Genomic DNA, 18,556 nt, shown 5'->3' with positions numbered 1-18,556 from the left:
CAAAAGAAGGAGAGATACGAATGATTAATCGACAAGGGTTTCCGGAAGGTTTTCTATGGGGCGGCGCTATTGCCGCCAACCAGGCTGAAGGTGGATTCGACGCTGGCGGCAAAGGATGGTCGACAGCCGACATGGTTCCTTATTTTGAGAAAAAGGATTATACCAACCTTAGAGAGCTGATGCATGTTACCAGTGCAACGGTTGAGAAAGCAATGGCACATCACAGTGCAGAAGGTTATCCGAAGCGTTACGGGATTGATTTTTACCACCGTTTCAAAGAGGATATTGCGCTGTTCGCCGAGCTGGGTTTCAAGACATTCCGACTGTCCATCAACTGGCCGCGTATTTTCCCGAATGGTTATGATTCCGAGCCAAATGAAGAGGGACTGCGTTTCTATGACGAAGTGTTCGATGAACTCCGGAAATACAATATCGAACCACTTGTAACCCTCTCGCATTATGAGATGCCTATGGCACTTGTCCTGAAATATAATGGCTGGGCTGGTCGCGAAGTGATTGGACATTTTGTGAGATATGCGGAAACCGTGATGACCCGGTACAAGGACAAGGTCAAATACTGGTTGACGTTCAATGAGATTAACACAACCATTATTGAACCTTTCACAGGTGGCGGTATTATTGAAGATCGAGTTGAGAACACGATGCAAGCTTCTTATCAGGCGCTTCATCATCAATTTGTAGCCAGCAGCTTGGTGACAGAGAAAGCACGTCAGATTAACCCGAACTTCCAGATCGGATGTATGCTTGCTCGCATGATTCACTACCCGGCGACGTCGAAGCCAGAGGATGTACTGCAAGCACAGATTGATAACCAGCTGAACCTGCTGCATACGGATGTACAAGTTCGTGGTAGTTATCCAACGTTCATGGCTCGGTACTGGGCAGAGAACGGGATTACGATTGCCATGGAACCGGGGGACGAGCAGATCCTGCGTGAGCACACAGTTGACTTCATCTCATTCAGTTATTACACATCCTTGGTGTCCGCAGTAAATCCAGAGGAATATGGAGTAACTGGAGGCAACCTGTACAGTACGATCAAGAACCCGAATCTGGAGCGTACGGAGTGGGGCTGGCAGCTTGATCCAATCGGTCTGCGCGTGGCATTGAAAGAGCTGTATGACCGTTATCAACTGCCATTGTTTGTGGTGGAGAACGGCCTTGGCGCGAAAGATACGGTTGAAGCAGACGGCTCCATCAACGATGATTACCGGATTGATTATCTGAGAAAACATATCACACAAATGAAAGAAGCCGTTATGGATGGTGTGGACCTGATGGGATATACCAACTGGGGAGCGATTGATATCATCAGTGCATCCACTTCGGAAATGTCCAAGCGTTATGGCGTAATCTACGTGGATCAGGATGACAACGGACAGGGCACATTGAATCGTTATAAGAAAAAAAGCTTTGGTTGGTACCAAAAAGTCATTGCCTCGAATGGTGAGAACTTGGAATAGATCAATCTATAAAGGCACCCCGGCGTAGCATCATTGCGGCGCAGGGGCGCCTTTTTATTATAATCTGGCAGAATTCTCTTGAAGGCTAATGGCACTGTAATGTGAAAAAGATGACTTCATAACATTCGGGATGGTATACTGTGTTCGTATTGGGGGGGGATAACCATGAAGAAGCCTATTATAGCTGTAGATATGGATGACACGATATGTCATCTGGTTAAGCGGGCTATTTATCACAACAACCTCAACTTCCCGACCCATCCGCTTCGCTACGAGGATATGATTCATTGGGATACATCCCATTTGCGTCATCCAGAGAGCACGCACGATGTATTTTATGGTCGGCCGGGTCTGTTCGAGGAATTGGAGTTATATGACGAGTATGTTGTAGATGAGATGCGAAAGCTGAACGATGCTTATGATGTCATAGTCGTAACGGCAGCAGAACCAAGAACAGTTGTTGAGAAGTGGAACTGGCTTCAGCAGCATATGCCTTTTATTACCGCAGAACAGTTTATTACATGCAAAAGAAAAAACTTGCTCGGTTTCGATCTGCTCATTGATGATGGAGCACATAACCTGATTCCAGCGCATGAGGACGGCAAAAAGGTCATCTGTATCCCACATCCATGGAACATACAGGAGCGTGAGCGATACAACTTTCCGTTGATGTCTTCTTGGAAAGAGGCCAAGGCTTACATAGATGAAGTGTTACAGGTTGTCAGTGTCTGAAACGTTAATTTTATTGTCCAGAGCGCAGTGCTCTGGATTTTTTGCGATAGGTCAGTGGCGTTTCGCCTGTTATTTTTTTGAATGCAGCGTAGAATGAATCCATATCCCGATATCCGACAAGCTCTGCAATCAGGCTGACTTTGTGCCCTGAACTCTTAAGCAATTCGCAGCTTTTTCGTATACGAAGATGTTGCAGGTGGCTGCTAAAGGTCTGTCCGGTATGCCGTAGAAACATTCGTCCGATCTGCTTTTCGCTCCAGCCGGATACACGTACGAGATCTGACATCCGAATCCGATTGCTTACGTGTTGCTTGAGATAATGAAGAATGTACTCAAAATCGGTAGAATGAATTTCTTCATTATGAACCTCTTGATTGAGTTGTCTGTAGGTCATCAATACCAACTGGCTTACCAGAGTGTATAACATAGTAGACGAACCGATTCCCGGAACGGAGGATTCACGATACAGCTTCACCATTAGTTCTTCAATCTGGTCGTTGTGATCCACAACGGATATATAAGGAATCTGATTTTGTGCCAGATCCATCAGATGTTGAATGATTTCTTTTTCCTGAATGACGGATGTCAGTGTGTTGATCAATTCAGCATTGAAGAGGCAATTATATAGAATTAACGGATGCTCGGTTACGTTGGTGCTCACAGGACGGAAAACATGAGGGACACCGACAGGAATGACAAACAGCATCCCCTTCGTCACCGGAATGACATCTTCACCAATATGATGAAAGCCCTTTCCTTCGGAAACATAGCTATACTCAATAAAATCATGTGCGTGAAATGGAAGTACAAAATCTTCAGAGCAACGATTGACGAAAAGCTGCAGATGGTTATGCAGAAAGTACTCACTTTTCATAAGTTGTACAGATGAATTCACAAGTAACCTCCTCGCACAGATGGCTGAACTACCGGATGAAATAGTCCTGATTACCGGGTATTTACGACAACAGGGTCGATATAATTATATCGTAACCCCGAATGGGAAGCCAAGATGGAAAGGACGATCTGCTAATGTTCAACGTTAGTCACCTTCGCTGTGAGTATAGAATTAATCCGATTGGCCTCGACTTAAAATCACCGCGTTTAAGCTGGCAGCTGCAATCGGATCGTCGGAACTGCATGCAATCCGCATACCAGATTCAGCTGTCATTGACGGAAGATTTTGATGAGATTGCATGGGATTCTGGCGAGATAAGCACGGATCAATCCATACATGTGGAATTAAACCATTTTCAGCCTTCTCCGCGAACGCGATATTACTACCGAATTCGGGCCTGGGATGATGCAGGAAAGGAATCCGGTTGGTCCGAAACGGCTTATTTTGAAATGGGACTGATGGATAGCAACAACCGATGGAAAGCGGAATGGATTACAGCTCAACCAGCGGACGATGGGGAAAGGTCATGCCCGCGAATGCGCAAGCAGTTTAATGTGAAACAATCGGTTACGTCTGCCAGAATATATGTGACAGCACTTGGATTATACGAGTTGCATATGAACAACACAAGAGTAGGAGAAGATTATTTTACACCGGGATGGACTTCTTATCGTAAGCGATTACAATATCAAACTTATGATGTTACCCACCTGCTTCAGAATGGACAGAATACTTTAGGTGCTAATCTGGGAGATGGCTGGTACCGAGGGTATCTTGGCTGGAACAAAGAACGGGAGATATTTGGTTCAACGTCCGCATTGCTGCTGGAACTGCATATGAAATACGAAGATGGATCAGAGGAATGTATTCTCTCCAACGGGGAGTGGACGGCTGCTCCAAGCGCCATTCGTATGTCGGACATTTATATGGGGGAGACGTATGATGCTCGACTGGAGTCCGATTGGTCGGATTCATCTCAGACGAATTGGTCACCCGTGAACGTACTGGAGCATCCCAAAGATATCATCGTTGCGCAGGAGAACGTACCCGTCACCCAAGTCGAACAGTTGCAGCCAATCGCCTTGCTAACAACCCCACAGGGAGATCGTGTAATAGATATGGGGCAGAACATGGTTGGATGGGTGAAATTCAGCCTTCAAGGTGAGGCGGGTCAGACGGTGGAGCTGCACCATGCTGAGATATTGGATCATGAAGGCAACTTTTACACCGATAATCTTCGCGCAGCCAAGCAGTGCATTCGCTACACTTGTAAGGGAGATGGAGTGGAAACTTTTGAACCGCATTTTACGTTCCAAGGGTTCCGATATGTGAAGCTGGTTGGCTTCCCGGAACACGTTCGTCTGGAGGAGTTCACCGGAATAGTGCTGCACTCGAATATGGAGCAAACAGGTCAGTTCTCGTGCTCCAGTCCACTGGTGAACCAGCTGCATCACAATATATTGTGGGGGCAAAAGGGGAATTTCCTTGATGTGCCGACAGACTGTCCACAGAGGGATGAACGGCTTGGGTGGACCGGCGATGCGCAGATGTTTGTCCGCACGTCGTCCTACCTGATGAACACGGCTCCCTTCTTCACTAAATGGCTGCGGGATCTGGAAGCGGACCAGGGAGAAGATGGCGGTATTCCATTCTTCGTTCCAGATCTGAGAAGTTCCACCTCAGAAGGATGGGGAGACACCAGCCATTCTTCTGCCGCTTGGGGTGATGCAGCAGTCATCTGTCCATGGACCATCTATGAGATGTACGGGGATGCCAGATTACTGGCCGAGCAATATGAGAGTATGAAGCGCTGGATTGAATACATTCACGTACAGGGTAACAATCCATATCTGTGGAACACGGGATTCCACTTTGGCGATTGGCTGGGACTGGACTCCAAGCCCGATAGTTATGTGGGCGCAACGGACACGGACTATGTAGCATCTGCATTCTATGCCTATTCGGTTTCGTTAACTCAAAAAGCGGCTGAGGTCCTTGGAAAGACAGACGATGCTGAATATTACAAGCAGTTGCATAAGAACATTGTTCATGCGTTTCGAAATGAATTCGTGACTCCAGCCGGCAAAATTGCTGTTCCGACGCAAACAGCGCATGTTCTTGCGCTTCAATTTGACCTATTGGACGCCACTGCTCATACTCGTGCTGTTGAACAATTGGCAAAACTCGTGAAAGAGGCGGGCAATCATCTTACTACAGGATTCGTGGGCACACCTTATCTGAATCCGGTACTGAGTGATTCAGGTCTTCACGACCTGGCATATATATTACTCTTTCAAGAGGATTATCCGTCCTGGCTGTATCAGGTGACTCAAGGTGCAACGACTGTCTGGGAACATTGGGATGGGATCAAAGAGGATGGCAGTCTTTGGAGTGCTGATATGAACTCATTTAACCACTATGCGTACGGTGCGATTGGAGAATGGTTGTATCGTTATGTTGCCGGCATTCGGTCCGATGAACATCAGCCAGGATTCCGAATGGTGCATATCGAGCCGCAACCCGGACCGGGACTGGATTGGGTGGAAGCGAGTTTGGAGACGATGTATGGTCAGGTCGCATCCAGTTGGCACCGACTGGCGGATAACGAAATGGAGATACGGGTGCATATTCCCGTTAATACGACAGGCACGGTTCGTTTGCCTGGAGCTGGTGGTCAATTGATTCTGGAGCAAGGGAAACCTTTGGAGCAAGTGAGTGAAGTTCAGGATATTCAGAGTATTGGAGACGATACCGAAGTCACACTGGGATCTGGAAGTTACCAATTCACGTACAAATACTTTAATGCGGGGAAGGAAGAGGATGCGCAAGAAGCCAGATTGACAGAGTCTGTATAATAATAGAATAAGCAGAAAGATGTACATTTGAAGAGGGTCTGCTCACACGCAGATCCTTTTTCGAACTTTCCTTAAAGGTGAACAACGAAAGGAGCATAACCATGGCAAAACCTGCCTTCAAAGATGCACCTTTACGTCGTGAGATTGAGGATCTGGCTAAGCAAAAGGATCACCATACACTGGCCTGTTGGGCTGCGGAGTGTGCTGAACGTGTCTTGCCTATATTTGAGGCGCAGCAGTTGGAGGATCGCCGAGCCCGTAATGCCATTGCCGCAGGACGCGGTTGGATCCGTGGTGAGATTACCATGGTTGATGCTCGAAAGGCGGCTTTTGCAGCTCATGCTGCTGCACGGGAAGCCGATAATGTCGCTGCCTCTGCATCATCTCGTGCGGCGGGGCATGCAGCTGCAACTGCTCATGTGAAGGAACATGCGGTACATGCTGCAACGTACGCAGTGAAAGCTATCTTTTATGAATCTCCGATGGAAGAGCAAGAACAGCGTATCCTGGAGGAGAGAACGTGGCAATATCAATATCTGTTGGGAGGGAATACGGACCATGGGGAAAGAACACGTTAGATTAATTAAACCATCACGAGCATATAAGGAAGCCTATTTGGCATTTTATGAAGACTGGGTCAAAAGTGGAGAGTTGATGGTACCTTGGGTCATTTCCAAAGATCCTTATGCGTTCGATGAGATGTTGGCGTTTTTGCAGCGCAATGAACAAGGGATCGACATCCCGGACGGCTGGGTCAAAGACAGTACATACTGGCTGGTCACGGAGAGACAACAAATCGTGGGGGCCGTCAATATAAGGCATGAGCTTAACGACAAATTGTTCAACAGCGGAGGACATATTGGTTATGGCATTCGTCCAGGAGAGCGGCAAAGTGGCTATGGTTCCGAAATTCTCAGGCTTTCTTTGGAGAAAACAAGAGAGCTTGGAATTACCAAAGTATTGGTCGTATGCGATGCGATGAATGAGCCTTCCAGAAGGGTTATCCTTCGAAATGGTGGCATTCGTGATGAAGACTATGTGGAGTCCAATGGCAACGTAGTTGAACGATTCTGGATAGAAAATGTCGAATAATGCAGAATAATGATGTAATATAACGAAAATAATATAGATTATGATTGTATTACCCTCGAGTGCTGATTAAAATGAAGCATAGAATCTGGATTGCGGCCGGAAACTATCATCCCATATCAGGCACAAGTGAGGTTATCTTTATGAATCAACCGGTTAATCGGCCCCGGCGAATTGAGTATCTGGATCTCTATCGTGCTTTTGCCATCATGGCAGTGGTAGCTATTCATGCGACTTCAACAGCAGTTGCGCATTACCCCAAGCATACATTAGATCATGATGTGTATTACTTCTGGAACACGTTTTTGCAATTTGCCGTTCCAGCGTTTCTGTTCCTGTCCTCTCTGGTCTTGTTCTACAATTACAGTTCCAAGAAGTATGAGAAGGGCTGGATGCAAGCATTTTATAAGAAGCGATTATTCTATGTATTTGTACCCTATGTCGTATGGTCTCTTATCTATTTTGCCATCAAACAGCTGCTTGCTGGTAAAGAACCTCTGACACATGGTGTTCAGTTTGCCAAACAATTAGTGATGGGAACGGCCCATACGCACTTGTACTTTTTTCTAATTATCCTTCAGTTCTACATCGTTTTTCCATTGCTTCTGTCATTTACACGTCATCGTCTGTTTAATCGGTACTTGCCATTATTCTTTATTGCAGCTCAGGCGATATTCTATGCATTGCACTTGCAGTTTCACTTTGAACGAACAGGCAGTTTGTTACCCAGTTACCTAATTGTGATTGGATTTGGCGCATGGATTGGGTTGAACTTTGAGTGGGCATTGAAGAAACTGTATACTCACCGTTATGTGCTTATAGTTGCATTGTTGAGCGGAGGTGCCATTTTTATATATGGTAATGCTTATATCAAAACGACTCTTGCTCCGTACCCGGTGGTGACATACACGATGCTGTTTACCTTCCGAAATCTGTTTACACTTTCAGCTTGTTTGCTCCTGTTAATTATAAGTGAACGAATCGGTACAGGAAAACATATCGAGGTTCGTAAAGCTACGCGTGTTCTGGACTCCCTTGGTACAGTTGCGTTCGGTGTATTTTTAATGCATCCACTTGTGTTGCTCTTCTGGAGGCGTGAATTCACAGATGAACTGGCTCAACATTTCAGTCTGGGCATCATATGTTCTTATGTTGTGGCGCTTTTGATCTCATGGGTGTTCGCAATCGGATTGCGCCGGATGAAGTGGGGATGGGTACTGATTGGACGTTAAGTTAGAATAAACATACACAAGTGTTAAGCAAAGAGATTTCAAGCCCTCTACCATCGAGAGGATTACTTGAAACCTCTTTTTTATTTGCCCTTAACAAGGTAATATAGATTTTAATGTCCATAAAATTCAATTAATGGGATGAATATTACCTTGGTCAGGAGTGATCGAATGAAATTTGTAATTATTTTTGGACCGCAGGCTGTGGGCAAAATGACGGTTGGACAAGAACTGGAGAAGATAACGAATCCTGAAATTGTTTCACAATCATATGACGATTGAACTGGTATCTCCTTATTTTAGTTACGGTACACCACAAGGCAAAAGACTAGTGGGTCTGTTCCGTCAGGAGATTTTTGAAGAAGTGGCGAAGAGTGACCTGCCGGGTTTGATTTTCACATTTGTATGGGCGTTTGATTTGGCGAAAGACGGAGAGTACATTCGTCAGATCAGCGAGTTATTCGAATCTAATGGAGGCCAGGTCTGTTATGTGGAACTGGAAGCTGATGCATCGGAAAGATTGGAGCGGAATAAAAGTCCGCATCGCCTGTTACATAAGCCAACAAAGCGTGACATCGCGTGGTCTGAGCGAGATTTGCTTGATACGATGAAGCTTTATCGATTGAACTCGGCACCGGGAGAAATCACACATGAACACTACATACGGATTGATAACACACACAAGAGCCCGGATGAGGTGGCAAAGTTAATTCAGGAACGATTTAATTTGTGATCTATGAAACGTTTATCTTAGCAGAGTAGATATTTTATATGAGAGGGGCATTACATCATGTACTTTGTTTTATTTTTGCTCATAGGACTTGTTTTATGTTATTTGTTCCCATTTGGTCCAATAGTGGCCGGGGGCATTGTTTTTGCGCTTGTTGTAGACCAATACCGCCAGACGATGCATATGCGTGAAGATATCCGGGATATCAAGAATCATCTGGGGTTAATGAACAAAGGTGAGGCGCAAGAGTACGAGATGGATAAAGAATACACTCAAGTTGATCAATTGAGCTCAGAAGAAATGAACATGATTAATCGAAGAATCGAAGCGGAACTGGAGAAAGACAGCAAATCAATAAACCGTGAATCCCTGTAAAATAATTCTTGATTTGCTCACTCCTGTGAGTATATTTACCTAGATCGGGAGTCATGCTAATTCGATATTAACTTTTTGTTGCACTGTGTAGAATTTTGTAATATTATGAGGGAAGCGCGTACAACATATCGGGTTGTAACTGTTGAATCAGGCAAAGCCGTATACCTTGAGAAAAGGGATTGGTTTGTCTTTTTCTGTATATTGGAGTGATAAAGTGAAAATCGAGAAGGTGCTGAACAATAATGCTGTAGTTGCAATGAATGACGAACAGGAAGTTATTATCATTGGCCGGGGGATTGCTTATCAGAAGCGGGCGGGTGATATGGTTTCCGAGCAGCATATCGACAAGATATTTACTTTACAGAATGAAGATATTCAGGAAAACTTCAAGGCATTAATCTCAAGCATTCCTCTGGAATACATGAAAGTATCCGAGGAAATCATCGCTTATGCCAAACTAAAACTTGGCAAGAAATTAAATGAGAGCATTTACTTACATCTTACAGACCATATTCACTTTGCCATTGAGCGGTATCGCAAGAATCTGCCCATACGCAACGGGTTAATCTGGGAGACAAAGCAGTTATATAAAGAGGAATATGAAGTCGGAATGGAAGCGCTCAATATGATCTGTGATCAGTTTGGTGTGATCTTGCCCGAGGACGAAGCCGGTTTTATGGCACTTCACTTTGTCAATGCAGCTTTGAATGAGGAAATGCCCAACATCAAGAGTATGACGCAGGTCATGCAGGAAATCTTGACAATCATCAAGTATCATTTCAAGATTGATTTTGATGAGAACTCACTGACATTTTATCGCTTTGTGACGCATTTGAAGTTTTTCGCCCAACGTTTGGTGAAGGGAAAACATTACAAGAGCAACAACGATGATGAACTGTTCCTGATGATTCAGAAAAAGTATCCAGCAGCGCACAAGTGCTCGGAGAAAATCAAGAAATTCATTGAAAGCAACTACACGTATCAACTAACTGACGAAGAATTGATGTACTTAACGATCCATATTGAGAGAGTTGTGAATGCAACTTCTGAATAATCCCATAGATCAGCTTGCAGGGTTGCAACCACTAGGGCAAAACCTGAACGCTTGAATGACAGAACATACCGTTAACCGGATGTTCCCTACATTCAGATGTTCAGGTTTTTTTATTCTCTCCAATATGCTTTGAATCCGTGTTTATCCAGAAAGGAAGAAAAGACTTCATGAAACACGAGCAATTAGCCAAAGACATTCTGTCTGGCGTTGGTGGAAAACAGAACATTAACAGCGTGGTGCACTGCGCGACCAGACTTCGTTTCAAATTAAAAAATGACAATAATGCCAAAACAGACGACCTCAAAAATCTGCCTGGAGTCATAACGGTAATGCAAAGCGGTGGGCAGTACCAGGTAGTCGTGGGTAACGAAGTGTCTGATGTGTATAAAGCCTTGCTACAGGTTGGTAATATGAGTGCGGATGAACCGGTCTCTAGTGATGATGAGTCTGAATCTTCCGGTAAAAAAGAAGGTCTTCTGGGTCGGTTTATCGACTTGATCTCGGGTGTATTTACACCAATTCTCGGCTTGCTAGCTGCAACAGGGATGATTAAAGGATTCCTGTCCATGTTTACTTCTCTCGAATGGCTTGACCCGGCTTCAGGAACATATCAATTGTTGAATGCTGCAGGAGACTGCTTGTTCTACTTCTTCCCAATCTTCTTGGGTTACACCGCAATGAAAAAATTTGGTGGATCTCCATTCCTGGGGATGGCCATCGGAGCTTCGCTGGTATATCCGGCCTTAACCGGTCTTAGCGGTGGAGAGCCATTGTATACGCTGTTTGCAGGCACGTTGTTTGAATCACCGATTCATATCACGTTCCTGGGTATTCCTGTTATCTTGATGAGCTATTCCTCATCCGTAATTCCGATTATTATTGCTGCTTATTTCGGAGCAAAAGTAGAAGCTTTCTTCAAAAAGATCATTCCGTCTGTTGTGAGAACGTTCCTCACGCCATTCTTTACGATTCTGATTGTTGTACCAGTAACATTCCTATTGATTGGTCCAATCGCGACATGGGCAAGTCAGTTGATTGGTGCCGGCGTATCGGGCATCTATGACTTGAGTCCATTGGTAACCGGAATTGTTGTTGGTGGATTGTGGCAAGTATTGGTCATCTTCGGATTACACTGGGGAATCGTACCAATCATGTTGCTCAATCTGTCCACACTGAAAGCAGACCCTATTCTGGCAATGATGTTTGCTGCTTCCTTTGCTCAGATTGGTACTGTTCTTGGCGTCATGCTTAAAACAAAAAACACTAAACTCAAATCACTGGGTGTTCCTGCCTTCGTGTCCGGGATCTTTGGGGTAACTGAGCCAGCAATTTATGGTATTACATTGCCATTGAAGAAACCGTTCATTATGAGCTGTATAGCTTCTGCAGCAGCTGGAGGTATTATTGGATTCGCAGGTTCCAAAATGTTTGTATTTGCTTCCGGTATCTTCGGTGTTCCGGCGCTAATTAGTCCGACAGAAGGGATTAACTATCAATTCTGGATGGCCATGATTGCGACAATCATTGCTTTTGTATTAGGTTTTGTTCTCGTGTATGTTTTCGGGTTCAAAGATCCTGCTAATCCAGAGGCTGCCAAACAGACTCCAGAGCCGGTAAAAGAAGAGAAGGCTGCACTTGAGCCTAATCCAAATAATCGCTACGAAATTTCCAGCCCGATGACGGGTGATGTGGTTCCGCTGCAAGAAATTAATGATGCCACATTTGCTGGTGAGCATATGGGTAAAGGGATTGCTATCCGTCCAACCAGTGGAAGAGTAGTATCTCCAATTAATGGTGTTGTGCAGACGATATACCGTACCAAGCATGCGATTGGACTTGTAGATGATCAAGGTGTAGAGATTCTGATCCATATTGGTCAGGATACGGTACAGCTTAAAGGTCAGCATTTCACTGCACATGTGAAAGACGGAGATCGTGTGAATGTTGGCGACCTGATCGTTGAATTCGATCTGCAGGCTATTATTGAGGCAGGATATGAGACCGTAACTCCGATTATTGTAACGAATACTGCAGATTATCTGGACGTGGTCGCAACGACAGAGCGTAAAGTGCAAGAGAAGGATAAATTGGTTACCGTTATTGGCTAATTCTGTTTCAGGTGCAGGGACAACTTCGATTCATTCGAAGTTGTCCCTTTTTTTCATTTCCGGTAGCTTCGATATATTTTGTAATATCTCAAAAATAAGTGTTGCAAATGTAGTTCAGATGTACTATGATGAGTTCAAGAAGTAAGCGCATACATTAATCGGGTTGTAACTGTTCAATCAGGCAATTCCGACCTTCCTCAGCTTTGAGGATATGGGATGCAACTTACCTTCGTTATCCAAATAATTAAATACCAATGTGTACAGCCTTACAGGGTTGCAACCGTTAAGGGCAAAACCTGAATTGCTGAATAACACGACTGATTTCCGGACGATCCGGTATGTTGTGTATGTTCAGTGGTTCAGGTTTTATTTGTTTCAAAAGTCATGGGGAGTCTACTTAGAGAGGGAGAATTACAATGAGCAACTACGATCAATTGGCTAAGGACATTCTGTCACGTGTAGGTGGTCGCGAGAACGTAAACAGTGTATTCCATTGCGTAACAAGACTGCGGTTTAAACTGAAAAATGAAAGCGTAGCCAAAACGGAAGAACTTAAAAATCTGCCAGGTGTTATTACCGTCATGCAAAGTGGTGGACAATATCAAGTCGTTATCGGCAATGAAGTGCCGGATGTATATAAAGCGGTCGTTAAAGTAGGGAATTTCCCAAGTGAAGGACAAGTTGAAGAGGAAGCGGACAACTCAGGCAAAAAAGTTGGGTTGTTCAGCCGATTTATCGACATGATCTCCGGTGTGTTCACACCGCTACTCGGTTTGCTCGCTGCAACGGGTATGATCAAAGGTTTCACAGCCATGTTTTTATCATTCGGATGGATTACAGATACCTCCGGAACGTACCAATTGTTGAATGCAACAGGTGACTGTCTGTTCTACTTCTTCCCGATCTTCCTGGGTTACACTGCAATCAAGAAATTTGGCGGTTCACCGTTCCTGGGTATGGCGATAGGTGCTTCATTAGTTTATCCTACGCTGTCCGGTCTGACTGCTGGAGATCCACTGTACACCCTGTTTGCAGGTACATTGTTTGAATCACCGATTCACATCACGTTCCTGGGTATTCCGGTTATTCTGATGAGCTATTCAACATCGGTTATTCCAATCATTATCGCTACATTCTTCGCTGTTAAAATTGAAAGATTCTTTAAAAACATTATTCCTAAAGTCGTTAGCACGTTCCTTGTTCCATTCTTTACTTTGCTCGTTATCGTTCCGGCAACATTCATTCTTATTGGTCCAGTATCCACTTGGGCAGGCCAATTGATTGGTGCAGGAGCAACAGGTATTTATGATTTAAGTCCAGTTGCTACAGGTTTGATTATTGGTGGATTGTGGCAAGTGTTTGTACTGTTTGGTCTTCACTGGGGACTCGTGCCGGTTATGCTTCTCAACCTGAGCACATCCGGAGCTGACCCGGTGGTTGCGATGTCTTTCGCCGCTTCCTTTGCTCAAACAGGTGCTGTACTTGCCGTAATGTTGAAAACCAAAAACACGAAATTGAAATCATTAGGTATTCCTGCATTCATCTCGGGTATCTTCGGTGTGACTGAGCCAGCCATCTACGGTCTGACACTTCCACTGAAAAAACCGTTTATCATGAGCTGTATTGCAGGTGGTATCGGTGGCGGTATCTTGGGATTGGCCGGTTCGAAATTATACATCTTTGGTGGACTGGGCGTGTTCGGTTTCCCAAGCTTCATTAATAAAGCAACAGGCGTTGATTCAGGATTCTATATGGCTCTGGTTGCATGTGGTATCGCGTTCATCCTTGGTTTCATTCTGACGTACGTGGTTGGATTCAAAGACAAAGTAGAAGCTACACCAGCTCCAGCACCAGTACTTGATCCAAATCCGAACAGCAGATACGAAATCGTAAGCCCAATGGCTGGTGAAGTTGTTGCACTGAACGAAATTAATGACATAACGTTTGCAGGAGAGCACATGGGTAAAGGGATTGCAATCCGTCCAACCAGTGGCAGAGTGGTATCTCCGATCACAGGTGTCGTTCAAACCGTATATCGTACCAAACACGCCATTGGTCTTGTAAGCGATGATGGTGTAGAGATGCTGATCCATATTGGACAGGATACGGTAAAGCTGAAAGGTGAACATTTTACAACCCATGTAAAAGACGGAGACCGTGTTAACGCAGGTGACCTGATTGTTGAGTTTGATCTGCAAGCGATTAAGGATGCAGGATATGAGACGGTTACACCGATCATTGTCACTAATACTTCAAATTATCTGGACGTTGTAGGAACCAAAGACGCATCCGTTCATGAGAAAGATAAACTGATTACCGTATTAAGCTAATTGAAAATAAAGATGGTTTAGGAGGGACTACTCAATGAATGAAAAGTTTACAGCCTTCCCGGAGAATTTTCTCTGGGGAGGAGCAACCGCAGCGAATCAATTGGAAGGTGCCTATCTGGAAGGTGGCAAAGGTTTAACAACTGTAGATCTGATTCCGATTGGTGCCAATCGATGGAATATTGCTCTGGGTAACCTGGATTCGTATGAGCCAAAAACAGGGGAATTCTATCCTTCACATGAAGCCATTGACTTTTATCATCGATATAAGGAAGATATTAAATTATTTGCAGAAATGGGATTCAAGTGCCTCAGGCTTTCCATAGCCTGGGCACGGATTTTCCCTAACGGTGATGAAGCGGAGCCAAACGAAGCAGGCTTGCAATTTTATGATGATGTCTTTGATGAGTTATTGAAATACAACATTGAACCTGTGGTGACAATCTGCCATTTCGATGTACCTGTACATTTGGTCGCGACATACGGCGGATGGAAGAATCGCGAGATGATTGGTTTCTTTGAGAAATATGCGACAACGTTGTTCAATCGATACAAGAATAAAGTGAAATACTGGATGACGTTTAATGAAATCAATATGTTGCTGCATCTCCCGTACATTGGAGCGGGTATTGTTCTTCAGGATGGTGAAAACAAAGAACAGGTTCTGTATCAGGCAGCACATCATGAATTGGTAGCGAGTGCACTTGCTGTTAAGGCTTGTCATGAGATCATTCCGGGTGCACAGATTGGTTGTATGTTAGCCGCTGGAATGGTGTATCCATACAGCTCTAACCCGGATGACGTGTGGAAGGCTATGGAGAAAGACCGTGAATCGTTCTTCTTCATCGACGTGCAGTCGAAGGGAGCATATCCGGGTTATACGAAAAGATTTTTCAGAGAAAATGACATTCGGATTGACATGCAACCGGAAGATGCAGATATCTTGATGCAGAACACGGTCGATTATATCGGTTTTAGCTATTACGCAAGCCGGTGCACCAGTACAGACCCTGAGATTTTGAAAGATTCGACAGAAGGCAATGTATTTGGTTCGGTGAAGAATCCATATCTTCAAGCATCCGAGTGGGGGTGGACCATTGATCCGAAGGGGCTTAGAATTACGTGTAATCAGCTGCATGACCGCTATGGCAAACCTTTGTTTATCGTAGAAAATGGACTTGGGGCTACCGATGTGCTGCTGGACAATGACTCCGTTGAAGATGACTATCGCATCGAATATTTGAATAGTCATTTTGCCGAGATGGCTGAAGCGATTCAAGACGGTGTAGAGCTCATAGGTTACACAAGCTGGGGACCGATTGACCTGGTCAGTGCGGGTACCGGAGAGATGAAGAAACGTTATGGTTATATCTATGTAGACAGAAATAATGATGGCACGGGCACACTTCGCAGAGTGAAAAAGAAGAGTTTTCACTGGTACAAAGATGTCATTGCGAGCAACGGCGCACAATATTTCTGATACAAGGTGTTCGACGTTATGGAAAAGACAAAGAGCAGTCTCGTTATTACGGGATTGCTCTTTGTTTATGAGGGGATGAATTTGACCCATGATGTGGCTTTCAGATATAATTAAAAATTCAAGAGAATCTTGTCACTTAAGAAGGGAGGAGCATCCACTCATGAAGAAAAAATCACTTGCGTTTATATCTTCGGGATATGGATACTCCACTGCTGTCTTTTTCTAGAATCTATTCCAAGGGTGAGGTCTGCCCAAAATCGGAAGAAAACTAGGAAATAACGCAGAAAAATCTTAAGAATGACGAGGTAATCCAAATGAATATTGACAAAATTACTAGAACAAATCCAGCAAATATGCCAGCTCCTGTAGGTCAGTACACGCATATTACAAGGATCCCGAGGAATGCAGAGCTATTTGTGACTTCGGGTCAAATTGGAGCAGATCGTAATGGATTCTTTCCGGAGAGTCTGAATGAGCAAGTCACTAATACATTTAATAATATTAAAACAGTGCTCGAATCTGAGCGTTTAGATGCTGAACATATTATCAAAGTGAACGTATGGGCTACTGAGAAAATCGATTGGGATTTCTTTTATGCCGAGTGGGGACAGTTATTCGGTAATGATTATCCTGCAATGACGATTGGATATATTACAGAGTTGGGTCTGCCAGAGATAAAAATTGAGATAGAACTTTGGGCAGCAAAAGTTTAACATCGAATACATTTCATCCAAACCAAGGACATCTAACGTATAGATGTTCCTTGGTTTTTTGATTTGTGGAAAATAGAAGGGTATGCTCGCTCTATGAAATCATGAGCAAGAGTAGGTGCATTATGGTACCTGCAAGCTCTGATAGGCATTGAGTCGTCCATACGTCCAATAGATTCCGGAGCCTGATACCGGATCAGAAGCGAAGCACAACGCATCCCGAATCTGAGCATTTGTTTTCCCTTGTGCAGCGAGAAGTGCAGCCACTCCAGCCACATGGGGGGCAGCCATTGATGTTCCGCTAAGATAGGCATAGGAGCCACCCAGGTATGTGGATAGAATGGTATCACCTGGTGCAGCCATGTCCACCCAAGGGCCATAGTTGGAGAAATTGGATTTGAGATCGGAAGAATTGGTTGAAGCGACGGCAATTACGTTGGGATAAGATGCGGGTACGATGGGGAAAGAAGTGTTGTCATTACCGGCCGCAGCAATAATCACGGCTCCACGATCCCATGCATACTGTACGGCAGCTTGAAGGAAAGCATCTCCCATCGGTCCACCTAAGCTCAGGTTAACAACCTGAACACCATTATTGGCAGCGAAGACAAGCCCGTTACCGACATTGCCTACCGTTCCTTGCCCGTTGTTATTCAGTACACGGAGCGGAACGATGGATGCGAGCGGTGCAACGCCTGCGATACCCACACCATTGTTGGTGACGGAGGCAGCGATCCCAGCAACATGGGTGCCGTGGCCGTTTCCGTCCTCGGGAATGTTATCATAATCAACATAATCGTAACCCGGGAGGAGCTTGGAGGCTAATTCCGGATGATTCAGCTGTATACCTGTATCGATAATGGCGATTTTGACAGAGCTGTTGCTTTGCGTAATGTCCCATGCAGCGGGTGCATTAATTTTTGGCAGATTATACTGATAAGGAAAGAATGGATCATTAGGGGTGAACGAAGCTTCAACGAGGTAATTGGGCTCTGCATGTTCAATTAGCTCATGATCTTTGTAATGTTTCAGCATTCTGTACATTTTTTTACGGGATTCCATGCGGTACCAGCCTAAATCTTCATAGGTCTCAGCGACCTTACATCTCCCTTTTTTGTGCAAAGAGTGCATCTCATCCTCGGTTGTATTTTCCTTGAATTTGATTAGGAGCTGGTTTGGCGCGTGAGGATGAAACTGACTCTCTGCCTGATGGTCCAGATAACGATACACGTACCCGATTGCAAGCAAGATGGTAGCAAAAATACCTAACCATAACCACATGAGCGTTTCCCCCTCCAATAGAGATTAAGACACGCCTTATCGTATGCGAACTCTATCAGACTGCGCGGGCACTCTTTCAATTTGGATAGTAGTGTAGATAGATTGATTGGGCGAGGTAATTTCGGTAAGATGAAATGAAGAGAGCGGATCTGGCATGGAACAAGATCAGGAAAGGCCGAAAGGCAGCTTTCAATACACAGGATAAGG

Annotated in this window: 14 protein-coding genes and 1 pseudogene; 13 read left to right on the top strand and 2 right to left on the bottom strand. The window is 44.6% G+C overall.

Annotation, left to right across the window (positions count from 1 at the left end; all coding sequences use genetic code 11):
- Window positions 1–20 precede the first annotated feature (20 nt).
- On the top strand, window positions 21–1,484 hold the full coding sequence (locus FS628_RS12185) for a glycoside hydrolase family 1 protein (protein ID WP_145322220.1): 1,464 nt from the start codon (window positions 21–23) through the stop codon (window positions 1,482–1,484).
- Window positions 1,485–1,649: 165 nt separating this feature from the next.
- Window positions 1,650–2,216, top strand: a complete 567-nt coding sequence (locus FS628_RS12180) for a 5' nucleotidase, NT5C type (protein WP_145322218.1) — start codon at window positions 1,650–1,652, stop codon at window positions 2,214–2,216.
- Window positions 2,217–2,226: 10 nt separating this feature from the next.
- Here FS628_RS12180 and FS628_RS12175 read toward each other — a convergent pair whose 3' ends face one another.
- Window positions 2,227–3,111, bottom strand: coding sequence for an AraC family transcriptional regulator (locus FS628_RS12175; RefSeq protein ID WP_145322216.1), 885 nt, complete (start codon window positions 3,109–3,111; stop codon window positions 2,227–2,229).
- A gap of 134 nt (window positions 3,112–3,245) precedes the next feature.
- Here FS628_RS12175 and FS628_RS12170 point away from each other — a divergent pair, with 134 nt between their 5' ends.
- From FS628_RS12170 to FS628_RS12120, 11 genes and pseudogenes are all read left to right on the top strand, one after another.
- Window positions 3,246–5,966, top strand: a complete 2,721-nt coding sequence (locus tag FS628_RS12170) for an alpha-L-rhamnosidase (protein WP_145322214.1) — start codon at window positions 3,246–3,248, stop codon at window positions 5,964–5,966.
- A gap of 101 nt (window positions 5,967–6,067) precedes the next feature.
- On the top strand, window positions 6,068–6,544 hold the full coding sequence (locus tag FS628_RS12165; protein WP_145322212.1) for a putative immunity protein: 477 nt from the start codon (window positions 6,068–6,070) through the stop codon (window positions 6,542–6,544).
- The gene (locus tag FS628_RS12160) at window positions 6,525–7,058 is read left to right on the top strand and encodes a GNAT family N-acetyltransferase (RefSeq protein ID WP_145322210.1); all 534 of its coding nucleotides are present in this window, start codon (window positions 6,525–6,527) and stop codon (window positions 7,056–7,058) included. The genes FS628_RS12165 and FS628_RS12160 overlap by 20 nt, the downstream gene beginning before the upstream one ends.
- 71 nt (window positions 7,059–7,129) lie before the next feature.
- On the top strand, window positions 7,130–8,287 hold the full coding sequence (locus FS628_RS12155; RefSeq protein ID WP_145322208.1) for an acyltransferase: 1,158 nt from the start codon (window positions 7,130–7,132) through the stop codon (window positions 8,285–8,287).
- Between the two features lie 168 nt (window positions 8,288–8,455).
- Window positions 8,456–9,017, top strand: a pseudogene (locus FS628_RS12150) (shikimate kinase).
- Between the two features lie 57 nt (window positions 9,018–9,074).
- Window positions 9,075–9,389 (top strand): hypothetical protein, encoded by a 315-nt coding sequence (locus FS628_RS12145; protein WP_145322206.1) that lies wholly within the window; start codon window positions 9,075–9,077, stop codon window positions 9,387–9,389.
- A 214-nt stretch (window positions 9,390–9,603) separates the two neighbouring features.
- Window positions 9,604–10,443: a BglG family transcription antiterminator LicT gene (gene licT, locus FS628_RS12140; protein ID WP_036613486.1), complete on the top strand. Its 840-nt coding sequence runs from the start codon at window positions 9,604–9,606 to the stop codon at window positions 10,441–10,443.
- 167 nt (window positions 10,444–10,610) lie between these two features.
- Window positions 10,611–12,551, top strand: a complete 1,941-nt coding sequence (locus tag FS628_RS12135) for a beta-glucoside-specific PTS transporter subunit IIABC (protein ID WP_145322204.1) — start codon at window positions 10,611–10,613, stop codon at window positions 12,549–12,551.
- A 416-nt stretch (window positions 12,552–12,967) separates the two neighbouring features.
- The gene (locus FS628_RS12130; RefSeq protein WP_145322202.1) at window positions 12,968–14,881 is read left to right on the top strand and encodes a beta-glucoside-specific PTS transporter subunit IIABC; all 1,914 of its coding nucleotides are present in this window, start codon (window positions 12,968–12,970) and stop codon (window positions 14,879–14,881) included.
- A gap of 34 nt (window positions 14,882–14,915) precedes the next feature.
- Window positions 14,916–16,358, top strand: a complete 1,443-nt coding sequence (locus tag FS628_RS12125) for a 6-phospho-beta-glucosidase (RefSeq protein WP_145322200.1) — start codon at window positions 14,916–14,918, stop codon at window positions 16,356–16,358.
- 314 nt (window positions 16,359–16,672) lie between these two features.
- Window positions 16,673–17,071 (top strand): RidA family protein, encoded by a 399-nt coding sequence (locus FS628_RS12120; protein WP_145322198.1) that lies wholly within the window; start codon window positions 16,673–16,675, stop codon window positions 17,069–17,071.
- A gap of 120 nt (window positions 17,072–17,191) precedes the next feature.
- Here FS628_RS12120 and FS628_RS12115 read toward each other — a convergent pair whose 3' ends face one another.
- Window positions 17,192–18,349: a S8 family peptidase gene (locus tag FS628_RS12115; RefSeq protein WP_145322196.1), complete on the bottom strand. Its 1,158-nt coding sequence runs from the start codon at window positions 18,347–18,349 to the stop codon at window positions 17,192–17,194.
- Between the last annotated feature and the right edge of the window lie 207 nt (window positions 18,350–18,556).

It is taken from the genome of Paenibacillus xylanexedens (assembly GCF_007676705.1).
Lineage (GTDB): Bacteria > Bacillota > Bacilli > Paenibacillales > Paenibacillaceae > Paenibacillus > Paenibacillus xylanexedens_C.
Note: the sequence above shows the minus strand (reverse complement) of the source record. Positions and strands in the feature narration are given on the sequence as shown.

What these genes read in the sequence shown, in the direction of transcription:
- FS628_RS12185 (WP_145322220.1), top strand. Translation starts at nt 21, where the DNA reads ATGATTAATCGACAAGGGTTTCCGGAAGGTTTTCTATGGGGCGGCGCT.
- FS628_RS12180 (WP_145322218.1), top strand. Translation starts at nt 1,650, where the DNA reads ATGAAGAAGCCTATTATAGCTGTAGATATGGATGACACGATATGTCAT.
- FS628_RS12170 (WP_145322214.1), top strand. Translation starts at nt 3,246, where the DNA reads ATGTTCAACGTTAGTCACCTTCGCTGTGAGTATAGAATTAATCCGATT.
- FS628_RS12165 (WP_145322212.1), top strand. Translation starts at nt 6,068, where the DNA reads ATGGCAAAACCTGCCTTCAAAGATGCACCTTTACGTCGTGAGATTGAG.
- FS628_RS12160 (WP_145322210.1), top strand. Translation starts at nt 6,525, where the DNA reads ATGGGGAAAGAACACGTTAGATTAATTAAACCATCACGAGCATATAAG.
- FS628_RS12155 (WP_145322208.1), top strand. Translation starts at nt 7,130, where the DNA reads ATGAAGCATAGAATCTGGATTGCGGCCGGAAACTATCATCCCATATCA.
- FS628_RS12145 (WP_145322206.1), top strand. Translation starts at nt 9,075, where the DNA reads ATGTACTTTGTTTTATTTTTGCTCATAGGACTTGTTTTATGTTATTTG.
- FS628_RS12135 (WP_145322204.1), top strand. Translation starts at nt 10,611, where the DNA reads ATGAAACACGAGCAATTAGCCAAAGACATTCTGTCTGGCGTTGGTGGA.
- FS628_RS12130 (WP_145322202.1), top strand. Translation starts at nt 12,968, where the DNA reads ATGAGCAACTACGATCAATTGGCTAAGGACATTCTGTCACGTGTAGGT.
- FS628_RS12125 (WP_145322200.1), top strand. Translation starts at nt 14,916, where the DNA reads ATGAATGAAAAGTTTACAGCCTTCCCGGAGAATTTTCTCTGGGGAGGA.
- FS628_RS12120 (WP_145322198.1), top strand. Translation starts at nt 16,673, where the DNA reads ATGAATATTGACAAAATTACTAGAACAAATCCAGCAAATATGCCAGCT.
- FS628_RS12115 (WP_145322196.1), bottom strand. Translation starts at nt 18,349, where the DNA reads ATGTGGTTATGGTTAGGTATTTTTGCTACCATCTTGCTTGCAATCGGG.